Annotated in this window: 16 protein-coding genes and 1 riboswitch; of the genes, 6 read left to right on the plus strand and 10 right to left on the minus strand. The window is 71.8% G+C overall.

The annotated features are described in order from the left end of the window. Window positions 1-11 precede the first annotated feature (11 nt). Window positions 12-147: riboswitch (cobalamin riboswitch) on the minus strand. Beyond that, a complete protein-coding gene (locus ACZ7G1_RS33280) occupies window positions 140-778 on the minus strand; it encodes an HD domain-containing protein (RefSeq protein ID WP_470876557.1) in 639 nt (212 codons plus the stop codon). Its footprint overlaps the riboswitch before it by 8 nt. Before the next feature lie 72 nt (window positions 779-850). On the opposite strand from ACZ7G1_RS33280, the gene ACZ7G1_RS33285 reads away from it, so the two are divergent. Continuing rightward, entirely contained in the window at window positions 851-1,807 is a 957-nt protein-coding gene (locus ACZ7G1_RS33285; protein WP_470876558.1) for a GlxA family transcriptional regulator, read from the plus strand. On the opposite strand, the gene ACZ7G1_RS33290 is transcribed toward ACZ7G1_RS33285, so the two are convergent. The 4 genes from ACZ7G1_RS33290 to clpS form a co-directional block, all read right to left on the minus strand. After that, a complete protein-coding gene (locus ACZ7G1_RS33290; protein WP_470876560.1) occupies window positions 1,798-2,223 on the minus strand; it encodes a M67 family metallopeptidase in 426 nt (141 codons plus the stop codon). The two genes, ACZ7G1_RS33285 and ACZ7G1_RS33290, sit on opposite strands and share 10 nt — an antisense overlap. Before the next feature lie 77 nt (window positions 2,224-2,300). Continuing rightward, window positions 2,301-3,737 carry an amino acid permease gene (locus tag ACZ7G1_RS33295; RefSeq protein ID WP_470876561.1) on the minus strand — a complete coding sequence of 479 codons (1,437 nt, stop codon included), beginning with the start codon at window positions 3,735-3,737 and terminating at the stop codon, window positions 2,301-2,303. 322 nt (window positions 3,738-4,059) lie between these two features. Continuing rightward, complete coding sequence (locus ACZ7G1_RS33300; protein ID WP_470876562.1) at window positions 4,060-4,644, minus strand: DUF2017 domain-containing protein; 585 nt, start codon at window positions 4,642-4,644, stop codon at window positions 4,060-4,062. Beyond that, the gene (gene clpS, locus ACZ7G1_RS33305) at window positions 4,644-4,949 is read right to left on the minus strand and encodes an ATP-dependent Clp protease adapter ClpS (protein ID WP_017237073.1); all 306 of its coding nucleotides are present in this window, start codon (window positions 4,947-4,949) and stop codon (window positions 4,644-4,646) included. The genes ACZ7G1_RS33300 and clpS overlap by 1 nt, the downstream gene beginning before the upstream one ends. Window positions 4,950-5,121: 172 nt before the next feature. Here clpS and ACZ7G1_RS33310 point away from each other — a divergent pair, with 172 nt between their 5' ends. Both ACZ7G1_RS33310 and ACZ7G1_RS33315 read left to right on the plus strand, forming a co-directional pair. After that, window positions 5,122-6,450 (plus strand): nicotinate phosphoribosyltransferase, encoded by a 1,329-nt coding sequence (locus tag ACZ7G1_RS33310; protein ID WP_470876564.1) that lies wholly within the window; start codon window positions 5,122-5,124, stop codon window positions 6,448-6,450. Between the two features lie 95 nt (window positions 6,451-6,545). Next, window positions 6,546-7,151, plus strand: coding sequence for a nicotinamidase (locus ACZ7G1_RS33315; RefSeq protein WP_470876566.1), 606 nt, complete (start codon window positions 6,546-6,548; stop codon window positions 7,149-7,151). A gap of 184 nt (window positions 7,152-7,335) precedes the next feature. On the opposite strand, the gene ACZ7G1_RS33320 is transcribed toward ACZ7G1_RS33315, so the two are convergent. Together ACZ7G1_RS33320 and ACZ7G1_RS33325 are read right to left on the minus strand one after the other, a co-directional pair. After that, on the minus strand, window positions 7,336-7,647 hold the full coding sequence (locus tag ACZ7G1_RS33320; protein ID WP_470876568.1) for a hypothetical protein: 312 nt from the start codon (window positions 7,645-7,647) through the stop codon (window positions 7,336-7,338). A 122-nt stretch (window positions 7,648-7,769) separates the two neighbouring features. Further along, the gene (locus ACZ7G1_RS33325; protein WP_470876569.1) at window positions 7,770-10,178 is read right to left on the minus strand and encodes an immune inhibitor A domain-containing protein; all 2,409 of its coding nucleotides are present in this window, start codon (window positions 10,176-10,178) and stop codon (window positions 7,770-7,772) included. Between the two features lie 330 nt (window positions 10,179-10,508). Here ACZ7G1_RS33325 and ACZ7G1_RS33330 point away from each other — a divergent pair, with 330 nt between their 5' ends. Further along, the gene (locus tag ACZ7G1_RS33330) at window positions 10,509-10,787 is read left to right on the plus strand and encodes a hypothetical protein (RefSeq protein WP_470876571.1); all 279 of its coding nucleotides are present in this window, start codon (window positions 10,509-10,511) and stop codon (window positions 10,785-10,787) included. Window positions 10,788-10,816: 29 nt separating this feature from the next. Here the strand turns inward: ACZ7G1_RS33330 and ACZ7G1_RS33335 are convergent, their stop codons facing one another. Together ACZ7G1_RS33335 and ACZ7G1_RS33340 are read right to left on the minus strand one after the other, a co-directional pair. Beyond that, entirely contained in the window at window positions 10,817-11,566 is a 750-nt protein-coding gene (locus ACZ7G1_RS33335) for an RDD family protein (RefSeq protein WP_470876573.1), read from the minus strand. A 65-nt stretch (window positions 11,567-11,631) separates the two neighbouring features. Beyond that, window positions 11,632-13,068 carry an RDD family protein gene (locus ACZ7G1_RS33340; RefSeq protein ID WP_470876575.1) on the minus strand — a complete coding sequence of 479 codons (1,437 nt, stop codon included), beginning with the start codon at window positions 13,066-13,068 and terminating at the stop codon, window positions 11,632-11,634. Between the two features lie 320 nt (window positions 13,069-13,388). On the opposite strand from ACZ7G1_RS33340, the gene ACZ7G1_RS33345 reads away from it, so the two are divergent. Further along, window positions 13,389-13,886 (plus strand): SsgA family sporulation/cell division regulator, encoded by a 498-nt coding sequence (locus tag ACZ7G1_RS33345; RefSeq protein ID WP_470876576.1) that lies wholly within the window; start codon window positions 13,389-13,391, stop codon window positions 13,884-13,886. 26 nt (window positions 13,887-13,912) lie between these two features. Here the strand turns inward: ACZ7G1_RS33345 and ACZ7G1_RS33350 are convergent, their stop codons facing one another. Next, window positions 13,913-15,280, minus strand: coding sequence for an FAD-binding oxidoreductase (locus ACZ7G1_RS33350; protein ID WP_470876578.1), 1,368 nt, complete (start codon window positions 15,278-15,280; stop codon window positions 13,913-13,915). A 99-nt stretch (window positions 15,281-15,379) separates the two neighbouring features. Between ACZ7G1_RS33350 and ACZ7G1_RS33355 the strand changes: the two genes are divergently transcribed. Beyond that, window positions 15,380-16,828, plus strand: a complete 1,449-nt coding sequence (locus tag ACZ7G1_RS33355) for a tetratricopeptide repeat protein (protein ID WP_470876580.1) — start codon at window positions 15,380-15,382, stop codon at window positions 16,826-16,828. Window positions 16,829-17,058: the final 230 nt, after the last annotated feature.

Consider the following 17,058-nt stretch of genomic DNA (forward strand, 5'->3'; position numbering starts at 1 on the left):
GTCCCCGATCGGCGGTGAGAAGGCGGCAGGTCAGTTCCTGGCTTCCGCCCCGACGGGGGGGGGCGGTCACAGTGGCGGGACCGTGCCGGATTCGCACCGGCTTCCTGGGTCCTGCCGCCCGTTGGTCCCGGCCAGTCTCTCACTCGGGCCAGGACGAGTCGCGGATGGTGCTCACGAAGTCGCCGGGGACGAAGCCGGGCACGTAGTGGCGGAGCACGTCGGCCTTGACGTTGCCGAAGGTGGTGCCGGGTTTGGGCGCGATGCCCTCGGCGAAGGCCGCCAGGATGCGGTTCTTGAAGTCGGGCCGGGGGTGGGCGGCGACGATCGCGGCCCGGTCCTCCGGGGTGACGGCGGCGGGGTCGTCGTAGCCGATGCCGAGCACGTCGTACTCGACTCCGGCCGTCACGAGCGCCACCTCGGGCTCCATGAACTCCGGTACGCCGGGGGTGGTGTGCAGGGCGATGGCGGTCCAGACGCGGCGGACGGCGTCCTCGTCGGCGCCCTGGCCCCGGAGGAACGCGGCGGCCTCCTCGGCCCCGTCGACCTCGAAGCGGCGGCCGCTCCCCCGGTGCTTCTCGCCGAGGCCGAGGTCGTGGAACATCGCGCCGACGTAGAGCAGTTCGGGGTCGAACGCGAGGCCGCGGGCGCGGCCCTGGAGGGCGCCGAAGAGGTAGACGCGGCGGGAGTGGTCGTACACGAGGTCGCCGGTGGTGTCGCGGACGAGTTCGGTGGCGGCGGTGGCGAGCTTGCTGTCGGGGATGAGCTGCATCGGGTTCATGGGGCAAGCCTCGTCGCCGGCGGGGCGGGCCCGCCATGTCCTCAGGGACAGGCATCCCACAGAATCGGACACATGACGACGACGCACGAGGTGTGGGTGTTCGCCTTCGACGGGGTCAGGCTGCTCGATGTCTCGGCCCCGCTGGAGGTGTTCTCGACGGCCGGGTCCGGTTACCGGGTGCGGGTGTGCACGCCCGACGGGCGGGACGTACGGACCTCCTGCGGGCTGCGGATCGGCGCGGACCGGGCGGCCGGGGAGGTCACGGGCGCGGACACGCTGCTCGTGCCCGGGGCGGTGGACGTGGAGCGGTGCGTGGCGGCGGCGCCGGTGGTGGCGGGGCTCGCGGCGCGCTCGGGGCGGGTGGCGTCGGTGTGCACGGGCGCGTTCGCGCTGGCGGCGGCGGGGCTGCTGGCCGGGCGGCGGGCGGCCACGCACTGGGAGCACGCGGCGGAGCTGGCGCGCCGGTTCCCGGCGGTGGCGGTGGACCGGGACGCGATCCACGTGCGGGACGGGGAGGTGTGGTCCTCGGCGGGGGTGACGGCCGGGATCGACCTGTGCCTGGCGCTCCTGGAGGAGGACCGGGGGCCCGGGGCGGCCCGGGCGGTGGCGCGGGACCTGGTGGTGTTCCTGCAGCGGCCGGGCGGGCAGTCGCAGTTCTCGGCGGCCTCGCGGACTCCCCCGACGGGGCATCCGGTGGTCCGGCCGCTCCTGGACGCGGTGGCGGCCGATCCGGCGGCGGACCACAGCGCGCCGGTGCTCGCGCGGCGCGCGGGGGTCAGCCCGCGGCATCTGGCCCGCCTGTTCCGGGAGCAGGTCGGGGCGACGCCCGCGGGGTACGTGGAGCGGGTGCGGGTGGAGGCGGCGCGGATGCTGCTGGAGGGCGGGGCGAGCGTGACGGGGGCGGCGGCGCGGAGCGGGCTCGGGAGCGACGAGACGCTGCGGAGGGCGTTCGCCCGGCATTTCGGGGTGACGCCCTCCGCGTATCTGTCCAGGTTCCGGACGACGACTCGGGACGGTGCCTACGCGTAGGCCTCGACGATCTCGACCTCTTCCTCGGTGACGACTCCGTCGACGATGGTGAAGGAGCGGAACTGGAAGGGGCCGGCGGAGTCGGTGTCGGCGGTGGAGACGAGGACGTAGTGGGCCTGGGGCTCGTTGGCGTACGAGATGTCCGTGCGGGACGGGTAGGCCTCGGTGGCGGTGTGGGAGTGGTAGACGATGACGGGTTCCTCGTCGCGGTCGTCCATCTCGCGGTAGAGCTTGAGGAGGTCCGCGGAGTCGAACTCGTAGAACGTGGGCGAGCGGGCCGCGTTCAGCATCGGGATGAACCGCTCGGGGCGGCCGCTGCCGGCCGGGCCCGCGACCACGCCGCAGGCCTCGTCGGGGTGGTCCGCGCGGGAGTGTTCCACGATCTGGTCGTACAGGGCCCGGGTGATGGTCAGCATGCCGACAGGATAAGCAGACGGGCCGCCTCGTACCGAGGAGTGGTACGGGGCGGCCCGGATGCTGGGACGGGGGTCCGTCAGGAGCGCTTGGCGAAGGCGGCGCCCTCGGGGTTGCGGGCCTTGAGGACCAGGTAGGAGACGGCGAGGATCAGGCCCCAGACGGGGGCGCCGTAGAGGGCGACCCGGTTGTCCTTGTCCATGCCCATGGTGACGATGACCATGGCGATGAAGGCGAGCGAGAAGACGCTGAACCAGATGCCGCCGGGCGCCTTGAACGGCGACTGGGGCAGCTCGCCGCGGTCGGCCTTGAGCCGGTAGCGGATCTGGCAGATCAGGATGACGATCCAGGCCCACATGCCGGAGATGGTGGCGAAGGAGACGACGTAGTTGAACGCCTCGCCGGGCCACTGGTAGTTGATCCAGACGCCGACCATCATCAGCGCGGCGGAGACCGTGGTGCCGACCAGCGGGGTGCCGGACTTCGTCAGGCGGGTGAAGACCTTCGGGCCCTGGCCGTTGAGCGCGAGGTCGCGCAGCATGCGGCCGGTGGAGTACATGCCCGAGTTGCAGGAGGACAGGGCCGCCGTCAGGACGACGAAGTTGACGATGGCGGCGCCGATGCCGAGGCCCATCTTCTCGAAGGCCGCGACGAACGGGGAGACGCCGGGCTTGAACTCGGTCCACGGGACGACCGACAGGATCATGATCAGCGCGCCGACGTAGAAGACGGCGATGCGCCACGGCACGGTGTTGATCGCCTTCGGCAGGACCGTCTTCGGGTCCTTGGACTCACCGGCGGTGACGCCGACGAGCTCGACCGCGAGGAAGGCGAACATGACCATCTGGAGGGTCATCAGGGTGGAGAAGATGCCGTCCTTGCCGGCGAAGAAGCCGCCGAGGTCCCACAGGTGGGTGACGGAGGCGGTGTCGCCGGCGTCGGAGAAGCCCAGGGTGAGGATGCCGGCGCAGATCAGGATCATGCCGACGATCGCGGTGACCTTGACCATGGAGAACCAGAACTCCAGCTCACCGAAGAGCTTCACGGAGATCAGGTTGGCGGCGTAGAGGATCACGGTGAAGACGAGGGCGGACAGCCACTGCGGGATGTCCCACCAGTACGTCATGTAGGTCGCCGCGGCGGTGACCTCGGTGATGCCGGTGACGACCCAGAACAGCCAGTACGTCCAGCCGGTCGCGAAGCCCGCGAAGGGGCCGATGAACTCCCGCGCGTACTCCGAGAAGGAGCCCGACACCGGGCGGTACATGAGGAGCTCGCCGAGCGCCCGCATGATGAAGAAGATGACGAGGCCCGCGACGGCGTACGCGAGGATCAGGCTCGGTCCCGCGATGGAGATGCCCTTGCCCGCGCCCAGGAAGAGGCCGGTGCCGATGGCGCCGCCGATCGCGATCATCTGGATCTGGCGGGCGCCGAGTGCCCGGTGGTAACCCTCGCCCGAGGCGGAGTCCTCGGCCTCATTGCCGTCGTGCTGCTTGTCGACCTGCACTGAGGTCATGGTGGTGCGCCTTTCTCCATGCTGATCCGCGCGACTGCGAGTGCGTCTGCCGCGGATCAGATCCTGATCCCCCCGGATGTGGATGGAGTGCCACCGGCGGTCAGCCGGTCAAAGCGCCCTCGGGAACAGGGGTGGCGTCCCCGAGCGGTCGTGAAGATTTATCACGGCCTGTGGGGTGATCGATGGAGTTGGGCGTGACCTGCGTCACAAAAAAATACGGACAAAGAGAACTCAAGATGACACGGCGGACGCTCTGATAACGCATTCGTTATCCGGATTTGAGCGTCCGCTGAGCGAACACCCCGCCGCGGGTGAGATCCCGCTACGGCAGCAGGGTGCCGACGAGGGACTCCTGGAGCGCCCCCAGCCAGAGGTACGCCATCACCATCGGCTTGCGCGGATCGGAGTCCGGCAGCCGGTACAGCTGCTCGCTCTCCTCGTCGTCCGTGACCTCGAGACGCGTCCCGATGGTCAGCCGGAGGTCGTTCAGCGCGCCGAGCCAGGCCCGCGACTCGTCGGGGGTCAGCTTCAGGACCGCCCCGCCCTCGCCCGCCGCCTCGGCGGACAGCCCGTCCAGGGCGCGGACCACCACGAGGGCGTCCTCGCGCTTGCGGGCCCGCAGGTCGTTCTCGGTGAAGCGGCGGAAGTCGGACGCGGCCGCCCGCAGCTCCTCGCTGTCGTCACCGTACGCGTCGGGGAACAGGCGCCTGAGCGCCGGGTCCGACGGCGGCTCGCTCGGACCCTCGGCGAAGAGCGCGGCGAGCGGGTCGGCGTCCTCGGCCGGCTCGTCGCCGGGCCCGATCAGCTCCATGAGCTGGACGGCGAGCGAGCGCAGGATGGAGATCTCGACGTCGTCGAGCGCGACGGCCGCGCCGCCGCCGGGCAGCGGCTCGAAGTGGCCGGCCATCAGAAGCGGTCCTGGGTGAGGGTCGCCCAGAGGCCGTAGCCGTGCATCGCCTGCACGTCGCGTTCCATCTCCTCGCGGGTGCCGCTGGAGACCACGGCGCGGCCCTTGTGGTGCACGTCGAGCATCAGCTTGTGCGCCTTGTCCTTCGAATAGCCGAAGTACGACTGGAAGACGTACTCCACATAGCTCATCAGGTTGACCGGATCGTTGTGCACGAGGGTCACCCACGGCACGTCGGGTTCGGCGACCGCGGAGACCTCCTCGGCCGATTCCGTACGTTCGATCTCAATAGGCGCGACGCTCACTCACCCCATGTTGTCACCCCTGGGGGCCCGTCGCACAAACGGGGCGCGCCCTCGGCGGGAAGACATCCGGCGGTATCCGGCGACACCGGACGACATCCGGCGATGGCATCCGGAGATGACACCCGGGAAGAGAAATCGTCACTCTGACGATTTCTGCGCTAGCATCGCTGACATGAACGCTGCGGACCTTGGGCTGCCGGTGGACGTGCCGTCGACCGCGCTCTTCACCGATCAGTACGAGCTGACCATGCTCCAGGCGGCCCTGCGGGCCGGCACCGCCGACCGTCGCTCCGTCTTCGAGGTCTTCACCCGGCGGCTGCCCGAAGGGCGGCGCTACGGGGTCCTCGCGGGCGTCGGACGTGTCCTGGACGCCGTCGAGAACTTCCGTTTCGACCCCGCCGTCCTCGGCTTCCTGCGCGAGCGCGGCATCGTCGACGAGCCGACCCTGGAGTGGCTGGCCCGCTACCGCTTCTCCGGCGACATCTGGGGCTACCCGGAGGGCGAGGTGTACTTCCCCGGCTCGCCCGTGCTGCGCGTCGAGGGCTCCTTCGCCGAGTGCGTGCTCCTGGAGACGGTGATCCTCTCGATCCTCAACCACGACTCGGCCATCGCCGCGGCCGCCTCCCGCATGTCGGCCGCCGCGGGCGGGCGCCGCCTGATCGAGATGGGCGCCCGGCGCACCCACGAGCTCGCGGCCGTCGCCGCCTCCCGCGCCGCGTACGTCGGCGGCTTCGACTCCACCTCGGACCTCGCGGCCGGCTTCCGCTACGGCATCCCGACCGTCGGCACCTCCGCGCACGCCTTCACCCTGCTCCACGACAGCGAGCGGGACGCCTTCCGGGCCCAGGTCGAGACCCTCGGACGCGGTACGACCCTGCTCGTGGACACCTACGACGTCACCGAGGCCGTCAGGACCGCCGTCGAGATCGCGGGTCCTGAGCTCGGGGCCGTACGGATCGACTCGGGCGACCTGCTGCTCGTCGCCCACCGGGTGCGGGCGCAGCTCGACGAGCTCGGCGCGCGCGACACCCGGATCGTGGTCACCTCGGACCTCGACGAGTACGCCATCGCCTCGCTCGCGGCCGCCCCGGTCGACGCGTACGGCGTGGGCACGCAGCTGGTGACCGGCAGCGGCCACCCGACCTGCTCGATGGTCTACAAGCTGGTCGCGCGGGCCGCTTCGGCCGACCCGAAGGCGCCGCTGGTGCCGGTCGCCAAGAAGTCGCTGGGCGGCAAGGCCTCGGTCGGCGGCCGCAAGTGGGCGGCCCGCCGTCCGGACGCGTCCGGTGTCGCCGAGGCCGAGGTCGTGGGCACCGGACCGGTCCCGCCGGAGCTCGCCGACCACCAGCTCCTGGTCGAGCTGGTCAAGGGCGGCGACGTGGTGGCCCGCGAGCCCCTGGAGGCCGCCAGGTCCCGGCACATCGCGGCCCGCTCCGGGCTGCCGATGTCGGCGATCCAGCTGTCCCGGGGCGAGCCGGTGCTGCCGACCGAGTACCTCTGAGGCGGCTGACGCCCCCTCCCGCCGGGAGGGGGAAGTCTCTAGGCTCGAATCCGTCCCCGGCCCCACCCCCATCCGACGCGTTAAGGACACCCGCCATGCACCGCGCATTGATCGTTGTGGACGTGCAGAACGACTTCTGTGAGGGCGGCAGCCTCGCGGTGACGGGCGGCGCGGACGTCGCCGCCGCCATCACCGACCTGGTCGGCCAGACGGCGGGCAGCTCCTACCGGCACGTGGTCGCCACCCGCGACCACCACGTCGACCCGGGGGCGCACTTCGCCCCGGACGGCCAGGACCCGGACTACGTGTCCTCCTGGCCGGTGCACTGCGTGGCCGGAACGGAGGGCGTCGGCTTCCACCCGAACTTCGCGCCCGCCGTCGCCAGCGGGGCGATCGACGCCGTCTTCGACAAGGGCGCGTACTCCGCCGCGTACAGCGGCTTCGAGGGGCGCGACGAGAACGGCGAGACGCTCGCCGGGTGGCTGCGCGCCCGGGACGTCACCGAGGTCGACGTCGTCGGCATCGCCACCGACCACTGCGTGCGGGCGACCGCCCTGGACGCGGCGCGGGAGGGCTTCCGGACCCTGGTGCTGCTCGACCTGACGGCGGGCGTGGCCGAGGAGACCACCGACCGGGCCCTCGACGAGCTCCGGTCGGCGGGCGTCGCGCTGACCGGCAAGCCGGTCGTGGCGCGGGCGTAGTACCCGGGGCGCCGGTTCCCTAGGGCCTGTCTGACAATTCGCGTCGGATCAGGCCGGGTCGTTCGGTGCGTGCGATCGGCGTGCGGCCGGGGCGCCCTCGTAGCGGAGCTACTTGGGCGTTTCGGCCGTGCGGCGAGCGTGCGTGCCGGGCGGGCCGGACCCGACGGGAATTGTCAGACAGGCCCTAGGCGGCGGGTTCCCTGGGGAGGGACCGGACCGGGTGCCAGAGTTCCTGGGCGGTGCCCGGGGTGGAGCGCCAGAGCAGGCCGTCGGGGTGGTGCAGGACGGCGGTGATCTCGTCCGGGGTGGGCGGCTCGCTGTTGCCGCGGAGGTAGACCGCCCGCAGGCCGAGGTTGCGCAGCCGGGTCAGGGCGCGGGCCCGGTTCGCGGCGTGCACCAGGAAGCGGACCGTGGCTCCGTCGCGGGCCGGACTCGGCAGCCCTATCGCGACGACCACGCTGCCGCCCGGCAGCTTGCAGAACCCTCCATTGGGCATGCGGAACCACTCCCCCGTGGATCAGATGTCAATAAGAAAAGCGTCAGAGGCACCTAAACACGATCGGCCGCCGCCCGCTAGAGGGCGACGGCCGATCATGCTTTGACCTGCGGTTTTGCTAATTACTTGGTCGAGGGGCCGACCTGAACCGTGATCGTCTGGCCATCCTTCGGCTCCTTGACGACCTGGATCTTGGTGTTGGTGTCAGTTACCTGGACACCGGCCTTCTCGGTCTCCTTGAACCAGTAGACGCCCTTGCGGTCGTCGAAGGTCGGGTTGCCGGCCTGGGACGGGACCCAGGTGCCGACGCCGGCCTTGTGGAGCGCGAAGCCGTCGGTGCGGGAGATGCTGAACGGCGAGTCGTACGCCTGGACGCGGCTGCGCATCAGGGTGCCGTCCGACCACTTCAGCGGGCTCGGGTGGGCGTCGATCGGGAGGACGCGGCCCACACCCGGGTGCTGGGAGGTGTTGTTGTCCTTCTGGGACAGGTCCCACTTCCAGATCAGCAGACCGTTCTGGTACGGGTAGTGCTCGACCCAGCTCGCCTTGTCACCCGTGAAACCGAAGTTGTACGGGCCGACCTTGAGGGTCTTGTCGTACGAGACGTACTGGCGGTTCTCCGCGATGTAGTACTGCTCGTACTCGTTGCTGAAGCCCTTCCCGATCCGGGAGAAGCCCTTCGCGACCCAGCCGTTGTCGCCGTTCTCGGCGCCGTCGTCGAGGACGGACGCACCGTCGGCGGTCAGCGTGATGGCGTCGGCGGTGAAGCCCTTGCCGCCCGCGCCGCCGTCCGTCTGGTAGCGGAAGCGGAGGTCGAACTTCTTGCCCGCGTACGCGTTCAGGTTGTAGACGAGCTTCTTGTGCGCGCCGGAGACGTCGGTCAGCGCCGGGGCGCCGGAGGCGTCCTTCGGGATGGCCACGCCGTCGGCGGTGCCGTCCACGGCGGTCCAGTTGGCGCCGCCGTCCGTCGACACCTCGGTGTAGAGGTAGTCGTAGTCGAGCTCGATGTCGTACCAGCCCTGGAGCTCCAGGGAGGCGGACGTCTTGCCCGTCAGGTCGACCGAGCGGGTCAGGGTGTTCTTGAGGTCGTCACCCATGCCGCTCCACCACTGCGAGGCACCCTGGGCGGGGGCCACGACGTCGGTGACGACGGACTTCTTCGGCAGCTCGACGACGAGCGCCTGCGGGTTCTTGGTGTTGTACTCCGAGACGCCCAGCTTGTGGGTGGTCTTGGTGCCACGCTGCCAGTCGCTGACCTTGGCGTAGTTCAGCCAGCCGAGCTGGAGCTTGTCCCACGCGGTCATGTCGCCAGGCAGGTCACCGATGGAGTCCTTGCCCTCGCCGAGCCACGAGCCCGAGGACATGAGGGTCCAGAAACCGGTCGAGTTGTCGCCGCCGGCGGTGTCGTAGTGGTCCGGCAGACCGAGGTCGTGGCCGTACTCGTGCGCGAAGACGCCGAGGCCGCCGTTCTCCGGCTGCATCGTGTAGTCGCCGACCCAGATGCCGGTGTCACCGATCGGGGTACCGCCGGCCTTGTTGTTGGCCGGACCGGTCTTGCCCGCGTTGGTGCCGTAGGCGTACCAGCGGTGGGCCCAGAGAGCGTTGGTGCCCTCGGCGCCGCCGCCGGCCGACTCGTCCTCGCCCGCGTGCACGAGCTGGAAGTGGTCGATGTAGCCGTCGGGCTCGTTGAAGTTGCCGTCGCCGTCGAAGTCGTAGCGGTCCCACGCGTCGTACGAGGCGAGCTGCGCCTTGATCTGGGCGTCCGTCTGGCCCTTGGCCTTCTGGTCGGCGACCCAGGCGTTGAGACCGTCACGGACGGTGTCCCACACGTTGGCGCAGTTGGTCTGGCCGCACCAGTTCGAGCCGTAACGGGCCTCGTTGTACGGGACCTTGACCCAGTCGGAGACCGTGCCGTCGACCGAGTAGCGGCCGGACGAGGTCTTCTCGTAGTAGGTCTTCAGGGACTCCTTGGGCTTGCCCTTGGCGTCCTTGCCCGTACCGAAGTACAGGTCCTGGAAGTGCTGCTGGTTGTAGTCCGCCTGCCAGGCCGTGGAGTTGTCGTTCGCACGGTCCGGCTTGGCTATCGCGTTGTGCAGCGGGCCGGGCTGGCCGCCGTACTTCGGCTTGAGGTCGGGCGTGTCGTCGTCCTTGCGGTCGACGAGGGTGGTGTTGTCCACCTGGTCGCCGAACTCGACGAGGATGGTGAAGATCTTGTCGGTCTTCTCCCGGCCCAGCTCGACGTACTTCTTGTTGTCGAGCTTGACGACCTTGGAACCGGCCCGGTCCTCGACCTTGGCCTCGCCGCTCAGCACCTGCTGGAGAGCGGCCTTGCGCTGCTGCTCCTGCTGGCCGCTGAAGGGGCCTTCGAGGTCGTGGTCGACCGTCGTCTTGTCGACGGTCTGGATGCCGGCCGGCTCCACACTGCTGTGGTTGTCGGCCCAGGCGGTGGTGAAGGTCGAGGCGGTGGCGGCGGTGGCCGCGAGCGCCACGACGACTGCGGACGCTCTGATCGCCCGTCGTCTGTTGGTCACTTGGTGTGTTCCTCCCCGGCGCCCACCGCCCTCGGACCGAATGGTGGGGTGTCCGTCCGGCGGGGTCGCGCGTCACAAGTGACGACATTCGACCGGAGTGAGTCAAGAAAAGACAGATCTTGACTTGGACAGACCAAGTGCACTATGTGGGAGCGAGATTCCGGTATCCGGACACTCAGCGGGCGCATCCCGGCCGAGAATTGGGCAAGTCGTGACCCTGTGCGCCCCCCGTGCACCGACACCGTGGGTAAGGTCACGCTTACTTCCGGGCCCGCTCGGGCATCCACCGTCATAGAGTCGAGCCGATGTCCCGAGAGGGCGGTACCCGTCATGCAGCGTCCGAACGCCGCGCAGCTCGCCTACGGTTCGGCCACCGTCGTCTTCGCGACCGTCGCCCTGCTGCTGCTCTCCCGTGTGACGACGACCCTCGGCATCGCGGTGATCTGCGCCGCCGGTCTCCTGCTCGGCATCCTCGTGGCGGTGACGATGCCCGCGCGGACGAGGCCCGTCAAGACCTCCGCCACGGCCCCCGTGCCCCCCGGCGCAGAAAAGATCCGGGTACCGGCCGCGCCCGTGGGCGCCGGGGCCGATACCCGGATCGGTTCGTGACGTTTCGTCCGTAGAAGCGACGAGGTTTTCTACTGCGGGACGGAGACCACCACCGTCTTCGCCGCCTTGTCGTGCAGACCCTGCTTGTACGGCTTGTCGACCAGGATCAGGATCAGCAGGAGCAGCGGCCACAGGCAGGCGCAGCAGATCAGCGCGGGCAGCCAGAGGACCACGGCCCGCAGCAGCGACTGGCTCATCGGGGGCGTCGAGCCGTCGTTGAGCATCGCGACCCGCAGCTTCATCAGCTTCTTGCCGAGCGTCTGACCGTTCTTGGCCGTCATCACCGTGTCGTACGCCACGTACGCGACGATCGTGATCAGCTGGAAGACCAGCTGGCTGCCGCCGTTGAAGCTGTTGACCGTGTCCCCGAAGTCGTTGCCGTCCCGGGTCGCCCGCTCGTAGACGTCGAACGGGATGCCGATGATCGCCAGCGGGATCGCGATGATCACCCAGTCGATGAGCCGCGCGAGGATGCGCCGCCCCGACTCCGCGAGCGGCGGCATCCCGGACAGCGGATCCGTCCCGCCGTACCCACCGCCGTAACCACCGTACGGAGGCGGGGGCGGCGGCATGTTGTCGTACGGAGAGCCGTACGGGTTCCCCGGCGGCGGCCCGCCCGGTGGCGGACCTCCAGGCGGCGGCCCTCCCGGCGGGGGCCCGGACGGCGGCGGTCCGCCGGGTGGCGGCTGGCCGGCGGAGGGGGGCGTCGGCTCCTGCGGCCTCTTGAGGAACGGGTCGTCCTCGGGCCGCTCGCCCGGCGGCGGCTGGTCGGTGCTCATGGGGGCAGTGCATCCCGGCGACGACCACCCCGCAAAAGATCGTCGCCCGTTCGGGGGACCCCTCGCTAGCGGGCCACGAAGGTGCCCGCCGCCTTGTCGTGCCAGCACTGGCGCCACGGGCGGTCGAAGAGGCACCACAGGACGTTCAGGGCGCCGATCGCGAGGAGCCCCAGGACGCTGTAGACGAGCCAGCGGCGCAGCGCCTTGCCGAACGTGGGCGGCTGGTGGGCCTCGATGTCCCGCACCTCGAGACCGCACAGCTTCTTGCCCAGGGTGCGGCCCCACTTGGCGGTCGGCACCGCCTCGTAGAGGACGCCGATCACGAGGAGCGCGGCGAGCGCGATGCCGAACTGCACGGAGGTCGTGCCGTCCACCAGCCACACCTGGACGGTGACGCCGGACTGCCGGGCCGCCTCGATCTTGTCGTCGATGTGGCCGAGCGCGGCCGTCACGAAGGGGAACGCGGCCGCGCCGGCCAGCGCTCCCAGGACGACGGTGTCGATCAGCCGCGCGAGGAGCCGCCGCCCGAGCCCGGCCGGCCGCGCCGCCGCCTGCTCGCGCGCCGCCTGCTGGAAGACGTCCTCGACGGGCGGCTTCCAGGGGACGACGGGGGGCTGCTGCTGTTCCTGAGGCTGGGGCTGGGGCTGGGGCTGGTGCGCCCAGGAGGGGGTGGGAGCCGGGGCCGCGGGGGTGGGGGCCGGCGCGGGCGCCGGGGCCGCCTGGACCGGCTGGGGAGCGGGCTGCGGCTGGGCGGGGCGCTGCGGTTCCGGCTGGGGCTGGGGCGTCGGGGCGGGCGTGGCGATCGGGGTGACCGGCATGCCGCCGAGGCGGGCGGCGCCCCCGGTGGCCCGGGGGTCGGGCACGCGCGCGGGGGCGGGGGCCGGCGCGTCGGCCGGCTCGCTCGCGCCCGCGACCGGCCACTCCGCCGGGGTGCGCGGGTCGGCGGTCTGGGGCGCGCCCCAGGAGACCTTCCGGTCGAGGTCGCCGCCGAAGCCGCTCTGGCGCGAACTGTCCGCCTGCCAGGCGGAGGCGGGCTCCTGCGCGGCCGGCTCCTCGTCGAAGAAGACGGGCCCGGTCTCCTCCACCGCGGGCACCGGGGCGTGCCGGGCGGGCGTGTGCTGGGCCGGCGTCTGCTGGGCGGGCAGGGACGCGGCGGACTGGACGGGGGAGGCGGGCCGGACCGGGTCCGGGGCCCGTACCGGCTCCGGGGTGGTGCGTACGGGCTCCGCGTGCCGGACCGGCTCCGGGGAGTCGGCGGGACGGGCGGAGGCGGGTGCGGAGGCGGCCACGGGGGCCGGGGCCGGTCCGGGGGCCAGGATCGGGCCGGCCGGGATGGCGGCGGCCGGCGGGTGGGGCGGGACCTCGCCCTCCTGGGGCGCGGGCCGGCTCGTGCCGGGTACCCAGGCGCCGCCGTTCCAGTACCGGATGTATCCGGGAATGGACGGGTCCGGGTAGTACCCCGCCTGCGGTACCTCTTCGCCGCCTCCGGGAGGAGTAGCCACTGCCCCGACTCCGTTCAGTCACAACGCCTTTGATCCGCACGGCCGCGCGCCGGGCGTGCCGCGCCCAAGGAGGACAGTAACGAAGAACGTCCCCGAGGGAAGAAAGAGCCCGCGAGAAAGGCCGCCTTCGGGGGACGCGTAACGGAATCGATCACTCCCCGTGATGTTCGGGCCGATGCATGGGCCGGTGCGGGGAGGCCGGAGAACCCCCGGAAAAAACTTCCCGAAAAAACTTCCCGAAGTCGCGTAATGAACCGCGGGGACCGCGCTCTCTCCCTGTGAAGGCCCGACCGGGGCCCGCCGAGACAGGGAGCACGACCATGCAGAACACCGACAACGGCAGCACCACCGTCGAGCGCGAGCTGGAGCTCAAGCTGGTGCTGTCCCCCGAGCGTTCCATCCCCGTGCCCGCCCGGCTGGCCTACCGGACCGACGACCCGTACGCCGTCCACATCACCTTCCACGTCGGCTCGGAGCACCCGGTCTACTGGACCTTCGCGCGCGAGCTGCTCGTCGAGGGCGTCTTCCGGGCGTGCGGCCACGGGGACGTACGGATCTGGCCGACGAAGGTCGACGGCCGCAGCGTCATCCTCATGGCACTGTCCTCCCCCGACGGCGACGCCCTGCTCGAAGCCCCGTCCGCGCAGGTGTCGGCGTGGCTGGAGCGCACCCTGCGGGCCGTCCCGCCGGGCACCGAGTCCGAGCGGCTCGGGATGGACGACGGGCTCGCCGAACTCCTGGCGACCACCGTGGTCACCGACGAGCTGTGGCTGCGCGACCCGTGGCCGTCGGACGAGTCCCAGGACGGCGAGCTGTGAGCCCCGTACAGCGCCCTGAACGGGTCTCAGAACAGCTTTCCGGGGTTGAGCAGCCCCAGCGGGTCGAAGGTCGCCTTGATGCCGCGCTGGAGCTCCAGGCCGACCGGCCCCAGCTCCCGTGCCAGCCACTCCTTCTTGAGGACGCCCACGCCGTGCTCGCCGGTGATCGTGCCGCCGAGTGCGAGCCCGAGCGCCATGATCTCGTCGAAGGACTCCCGCGCCCGCCGCGACTCGTCCTCGTCGGTGTGGTCGAAGCAGACGACGGGATGGGTGTTGCCGTCGCCCGCGTGCGCGCAGACGCCGATGGTCAGGCCGTACTTCTCCGCGACGGCGGCCGTGCCGTCCAGCATCTCGGCCAGCCGTGTCCGGGGCACGCAGACGTCGTCGATCATCGTCGCGGACTTGATCGTCTCCAGGGCCGTGAGCGAGAGCCGGCGCGCCTGGAGGAGGAGTTCGGACTCGGCGGCGTCCGCGGCGGGGACGACCTCGGTGGCGCCCGCCGCCGTGCACAGCTCCCCCACCGCCGCCAGATCCGCGGCCGGGTCCGGGGTGTCGAAGGCACACAGGAGCAGCGCTTCGGTGGTGTCGGGCAGACCCATGCGCGCCAGCTTGTTGACCGCCTGGACGGTGGTGCGGTCCATGAGTTCGAGCAGCGACGGGGTGTGTCCGCGCTCCATGATCGTGCAGACGGCCGCGCAGGCGGCGGCCGCGGAGGGGAACTCGGCGGCGAGCGCGAGCTGGACGGGCGGCTGCGGCTTCAGCGCGAGGACCGCCTTCACGACGATGCCGAGACTGCCCTCGGATCCCACGAAGAGCCTGGTCAGGTCATACCCGGCGACGCCCTTGGCGGTGCGCCGGCCGGTGCTCAGGAGCCGGCCGTCGGCGAGGACGACGTCGAGGCCGAGGACGTACTCGGCCGTCACCCCGTACTTGACGCAGCACAGGCCGCCCGAGGCGGTGCCGATGTTCCCGCCGATGGTGCACGTCTCCCAGCTTGAGGGGTCCGGCGGGTAGTACAGGCCGTGCTCGGCGACGGCCCGGGACAGCACGGCGTTGACGACACCCGGTTCGACGACGGCGATCCGGTCGACCGGGTTGATCTCCAGGACGCGGTCCATCTTCACCAGGGAGAGCACGATGCACCCGTCGGAGGCGTTGGCGCCGCCGGACAGGCCGGTGCGCGCGCCCTGCGGCACGACGGGGACGCGGAGTTCGGTCGCGGTCCGCATCACGTGCCGCACCTGCTCGACGGTGCGCGGGAGCACGACGACGGCGGGGGCGCCCGCCTCGCAGAAGCTCGCCATGTCGCGTGCGTACGAGGCCGTCACGTCCGGGTCGGTGAGCAGCGCCTCGGCGGGCAGACCGGCGCGCAGCCGCGTCAGAAGATCGTCCATACGTCCCAGCCTGGCACCCGGGGCCATCGGTGTGAACCCGCCGGAGCGGGCGCTTCGTGTGCTCTTCGTACAGGCGCGTGCGGGCGCACAGTGAGCGCCATGAAGACCGAGAACGTGTCACGGACGGTGCTCGCGGCCGGGGTGGCCGCGGTGCTCGCCGCGACGGCGCTGCTGTACGTCCCCGAGCTGGTCGGCCAGGGACCGCCGGCCCCGCCGAGCCCGGCGGAACGGGCCACGATCGCGGCCCACGCGGGCGCGCAGGCCTCGCTGCCCGATCTGGCCGCGCTGATCTCCGACCGCGAGCGGTGGCTCCGCGCCCACCCGGACGACGACGCCTCCTGGGCCGAACTCGGCTCCGCGTACACGGAGCGGGGCAGCCGCCTCGGCCGCGTCGAGGACTACCCGCGGGCCGAGCGCGCCCTCCGCCGCTCCCTCACCGAACGGCCCGCCGCCCGCGGCAACCTCGCCGCGCAGCTGGGCCTCGGGGCGCTCGCGGGGGCGCGCGGCGACTGGAAGACCGCCAAGGAGTGGGGCGAGCGGGTCCGGAAGGCGGACCCTAGGCGCTGGCCCGCCTACCCGGTGCTGATCGACGCCTACAACGGCCTCGGCGACTACAAGGCCGCGCGCAAGGCGATGGAGACCCTGGAGGGCCTCCACGCGGGCGCGTCCGTCCGCACCCGGGCCGCCCAGACGTACCGCGACCGCGGCTGGCGCGAGGACGCCGACGCCGCCGCCCTGGACGCGGCCGCCCTCGCGGAGACCGACGCCGAGAAGGCCGCCTCGCTCGCCCGGCTCGGCGACCTCGCCTGGGAGCGCGGCGAGCCGGAGGAGGCCCTGGCCCGCTACGGCTCGGCCCTGCGCCTCGCCGGCGACCACGGTCCCTCCCTCGCGGGCCGCGCACGCGCCCTCGCGGCCCTCGGCCGCACGAAGGAGGCGCTGCGCGACTGGAAGGCCGCGCTCGCCCGGCTCCCCCTCCCCGCCTATCTCCTTGAGGCCGGCGAACTCCACGAGTCACTGGGCCGCGAGAGCGACGCCGAGGCCCTCTACGCCCGGCTCCGCACCGGCACCTGGACCGGCGCCGAGGTCACCCTCGGCCTCTTCGAGGCCGACCACGGCGACCCCGCGGCGGCGGCCGTCCGGATGCGTGCCGAATGGGCCCGCGGCCACCGCTCGGTCCACGCCGCCGACGCCCTCGGCTGGGCCCTGCACCGCTCGGGCGCCACCCGCGAAGCCCTCGGCTACGCCAGGATCGCCACCGACGAGGGCCTCCGCAGCGCCCTGTTCACCTACCACCGGGCCGAGATCGAACGGGCCCTGGAGCAGACGGGTCCGGCCCGCCGCCACCTCTCCGAGGCGCTCCGCATCAACCCGCACTTCTCGCCCCTGCACGCCCCCCGCGCCGCCGACGCCCTCGGCTCCCTCGGCGAACCCCCGGACGCGCTCCCCAAGGACCTCCGCCCGGAGCGCCCCGCGACCTCCGGAGCCGGCACCGGCACCGGCTCCGGCTCCGGCTCCGGCTCCGGCTCCGGCAAGCCCGCGCAGGAATGACCTCGCGGGAACGACCTCGCTGGAATGACCTCGCTGGAATGACGTCGCTGGAATGACGTCTCACGCACGCGTGCTCCGGCCCCACCCCCGTATGGGCCGGAGCACGCGCGTGGGGGGGGGGGGGGGGGCGGCGAACCCCCCCCCCCCCCCCCCCACCCCCCCCCTTTTCTCTCCCCTCCCTCCTCCCCTCTCCCCTCCCCACCCCAACCCCCTCGCGTCCCCCTTCCCCC

The sequence above is a fragment of the Streptomyces sp. NPDC037273 genome (genome assembly GCF_055603625.1).

Bases quoted from the DNA above. Each gene is read 5' to 3' on its own strand.
- ACZ7G1_RS33310 (WP_470876564.1), top strand. From the start codon at position 5,122: ATGAACGCTGCGGACCTTGGGCTGCCGGTGGACGTGCCGTCGACCGCG.
- ACZ7G1_RS33285 (WP_470876558.1), top strand. From the start codon at position 851: ATGACGACGACGCACGAGGTGTGGGTGTTCGCCTTCGACGGGGTCAGG.
- ACZ7G1_RS33300 (WP_470876562.1), bottom strand. From the start codon at position 4,644: ATGGCCGGCCACTTCGAGCCGCTGCCCGGCGGCGGCGCGGCCGTCGCG.
- ACZ7G1_RS33290 (WP_470876560.1), bottom strand. From the start codon at position 2,223: ATGCTGACCATCACCCGGGCCCTGTACGACCAGATCGTGGAACACTCC.
- ACZ7G1_RS33295 (WP_470876561.1), bottom strand. From the start codon at position 3,737: ATGACCTCAGTGCAGGTCGACAAGCAGCACGACGGCAATGAGGCCGAG.
- ACZ7G1_RS33355 (WP_470876580.1), top strand. From the start codon at position 15,380: ATGAAGACCGAGAACGTGTCACGGACGGTGCTCGCGGCCGGGGTGGCC.
- ACZ7G1_RS33315 (WP_470876566.1), top strand. From the start codon at position 6,546: ATGCACCGCGCATTGATCGTTGTGGACGTGCAGAACGACTTCTGTGAG.
- ACZ7G1_RS33350 (WP_470876578.1), bottom strand. From the start codon at position 15,280: ATGGACGATCTTCTGACGCGGCTGCGCGCCGGTCTGCCCGCCGAGGCG.
- ACZ7G1_RS33335 (WP_470876573.1), bottom strand. From the start codon at position 11,566: ATGAGCACCGACCAGCCGCCGCCGGGCGAGCGGCCCGAGGACGACCCG.
- ACZ7G1_RS33320 (WP_470876568.1), bottom strand. From the start codon at position 7,647: ATGCCCAATGGAGGGTTCTGCAAGCTGCCGGGCGGCAGCGTGGTCGTC.
- ACZ7G1_RS33330 (WP_470876571.1), top strand. From the start codon at position 10,509: ATGCAGCGTCCGAACGCCGCGCAGCTCGCCTACGGTTCGGCCACCGTC.
- ACZ7G1_RS33280 (WP_470876557.1), bottom strand. From the start codon at position 778: ATGAACCCGATGCAGCTCATCCCCGACAGCAAGCTCGCCACCGCCGCC.
- ACZ7G1_RS33345 (WP_470876576.1), top strand. From the start codon at position 13,389: ATGCAGAACACCGACAACGGCAGCACCACCGTCGAGCGCGAGCTGGAG.